The 2,500-nt window shown below is 61.8% G+C and carries 2 protein-coding genes and 1 pseudogene; all 3 read left to right on the top strand.

The annotated features are described in order from the left end of the window. A pseudogene (locus tag MB818_RS22155) lies at positions 1–84 on the top strand (DUF6441 family protein); the annotation flags it as partial. 100 nt (positions 85–184) lie between these two features. Beyond that, entirely contained in the window at positions 185–1,957 is a 1,773-nt protein-coding gene (locus MB818_RS21770) for an adenylate/guanylate cyclase domain-containing protein (protein ID WP_238906524.1), read from the top strand. Positions 1,958–2,067: 110 nt separating this feature from the next. Continuing rightward, positions 2,068–2,487 carry an acyl-CoA transferase gene (locus MB818_RS21765; RefSeq protein WP_238906522.1) on the top strand — a complete coding sequence of 140 codons (420 nt, stop codon included), beginning with the start codon at positions 2,068–2,070 and terminating at the stop codon, positions 2,485–2,487. Positions 2,488–2,500: the final 13 nt, after the last annotated feature.

Genomic DNA, 2,500 nt, shown 5'->3' with positions numbered 1-2,500 from the left:
CTGGATCTCGGGCGGGATGCCGAGCGGGCGCTCGACAGCGTGCCGGGGCTGATCGTGGCGAGGTGGGTGGAGGGGAGGCTGTGATGGCGGCTGTGCGAGACGAAACAGCCGTCCGCCGCTGCGCAGCAAACTACGAATTAGTGTTCTCTGGTTTGCATCACCGGACTGCGCTACTTCTATTGCCATGGACCGCAAACTTACGACCATCCTCGCAGCCGATTTGGCTGGCTATTCACGTCTCATGGCCTTGGATGAGGAAGGGGTAATTGAACGGCTCCGTGCAGCCCGCAGTCAGGTGATTGACCCGGCCATCGCCGGAACGGGTGGCAGGATCATCAAAACTATGGGGGATGGGCTGCTCGTGGAGTTCCCTTCCCCAGTGAAAGCGGTCCGCGCGGCGTTGCAGGTGCTGCGCGATATGCAGATTCAAGAAGCCCCGGCCCCAGAAGACCAGCGCCTGCAGTTCCGGGTTGGCATCAATCTAGGCGACGTCGTGATCGACGGTGACGACGTTTTGGGTGACGCGGTGAACGTTGCGGCCCGGCTTGAAAGCCTGGCACCTGTGGGTGGGCTGTGCATATCGCGAAGTGTATACGATCAGATAAATGGGCTTGTGGACGCGCAGATGACGCCGCTCGGCCCGCAAGCTGTCAAGAACCTGCCAAACCCGGTCGAGGTCTGGCGCGTAGAGGTCGCCGGAGCCAAGAAACCTCAGGCCACAACGAAACGAAACGAGCGGCCTTCAATCGCCGTGCTGCCATTTGATAACATGTCCTCCGATACCGATCAGGAGTTTCTTGCTGACGGTATCGTCGAGGACGTGATTACCGAGCTCAGTAGGTTCCGCTCGCTGATGGTGATCGCTCGCAATTCGACTTTTGCCTATAAGGGCAAAGCGACGGACATCCGCCGGGTTGGTCATGAACTCGGCGCGCGTTACGTGGTGGAAGGCTCGGTGCGGAGGGGTGGTAACCGGCTCCGGGTGACGGCACAGCTCATCGAGGCTAGCACTGGGGCGCATGTCTGGGCTGACCGCTGGGACCGGACGCTGGATGATCTCTTCGCGCTTCAAGATGAGATGACCCAAGCCATTGTGACCGCCGTAGAGCCCGAGCTCGGCGCGCATGAACGGCGCCTCGCACGGATGCGTCCAACTGAGAGCCTAACTTCTTGGGAACTTTGTCAGCGCGGCTGGTCGCGGCTTGCTGAATACACCGCTCAGGCGATGGATGAGGCTGAGTCTCTTTTGAAACGCTCCGCCGAAGCCGACCCGCACTTTGCCCTTCCGCGAGCCTTGCTCGCGCGACTAATGAACATTCGTGTTGGCGCCGGATTGAAGGACCCTAGCGGGCCGATACGCGAAGGTCTGGTGTGGGCACGCGAGGCGCTTCAGATCGATGACCGTCTGGAAATCGCACAAGCTGCGCACGGCGTTTTGCTAGCCATGTCTGGACAGTCCAAGGAGGCCGCCGATGCCGTCAATCTAGCAACCGCGCTCAACCCCAACAGCGCGTTTTGTCATCATGCGTTGGGTCTCGCCGAAATGTTCAAGCAAGAACCTGACGGGATGAGGATGGCAGAAGCCGGCCGGGCTGCGTTGCGTCTTAGCCCCAAGGACCCCACGGCACATGCGTTTCAGAACATCGTGACAGTCGGCTTGTTGATTGATCGCCTCGATCACAACGATCCAGAGTTCATGGCCTCCGCACGAGCCGCATCACGACTTCCGGGCACAGCATGGTACACGCATCTGCTTGCGGCCTTCGCAGAACTAGCGGACGGGAATGCAGATGCTGCACGGCAATGTATTCAGTCTGCGTTGAAGATGCGGCCCGATATGACGCTTGCGAAGTACCGCACAATCTTTCCATTTCCGAAATCTGCGGCGCTTTTTGAGATCGGAGATCGCAATGGCGCAAACGAGCGAATTATCGAATTGGGTCTGCCGCGCGGCTAACTGCGCGTTCTGCGCCAGTCACCTCCGCGAATGCGCAGTTGCAACTAGATGCAAGGTCGGCGTTTGGCTCGAAGCGGACCTTCTCCGCACCCGCAAGACAGCGAAAGCCAATGCCCACCCCCCGCGAAACCATCCTCGCCGCGCTGCACGCGCGGCTCTCGGCACTGCCAGCCACCGCCCTGCGCGGAGAGGTGCTTCCCGAACGCGTCCCGGCCGAGGGGCTGCTGATCCTGCGCGATGGCGAGCCAGGCGAGCCCGAGGTCACTCTGTCGCCCCTGCGCTACCACTATCAACACCGGGCCGAGATCGAGGCGGTCGTGCAGGGCGCGGCGCGTGACGCCACTTTCGACACGCTGATCGCCAGTATCGGCGCGGCGCTCACCGCGGACCGCACGCTGGGCGGGCTGTGTGACTGGATCGAGGCCGAGGCGCCGCGCCCGGTCGATCTGCCGGTCGAAGGAGCGGGGAGCCTGAAGGCGGCCGTGATCCCGGTGGTGCTACACTACACCACGGCCGACCCGCTTGCGTGATATGGCCCCGAAA

The organism is Ruegeria alba, from assembly GCF_022321465.1.
Lineage (GTDB): Bacteria > Pseudomonadota > Alphaproteobacteria > Rhodobacterales > Rhodobacteraceae > Ruegeria_B > Ruegeria_B alba.
Note: the sequence above shows the minus strand (reverse complement) of the source record. Positions and strands in the feature narration are given on the sequence as shown.

What these genes read in the sequence shown, in the direction of transcription:
- MB818_RS21770 (WP_238906524.1), top strand. Translation starts at nt 185, where the DNA reads ATGGACCGCAAACTTACGACCATCCTCGCAGCCGATTTGGCTGGCTAT.
- MB818_RS21765 (WP_238906522.1), top strand. Translation starts at nt 2,068, where the DNA reads ATGCCCACCCCCCGCGAAACCATCCTCGCCGCGCTGCACGCGCGGCTC.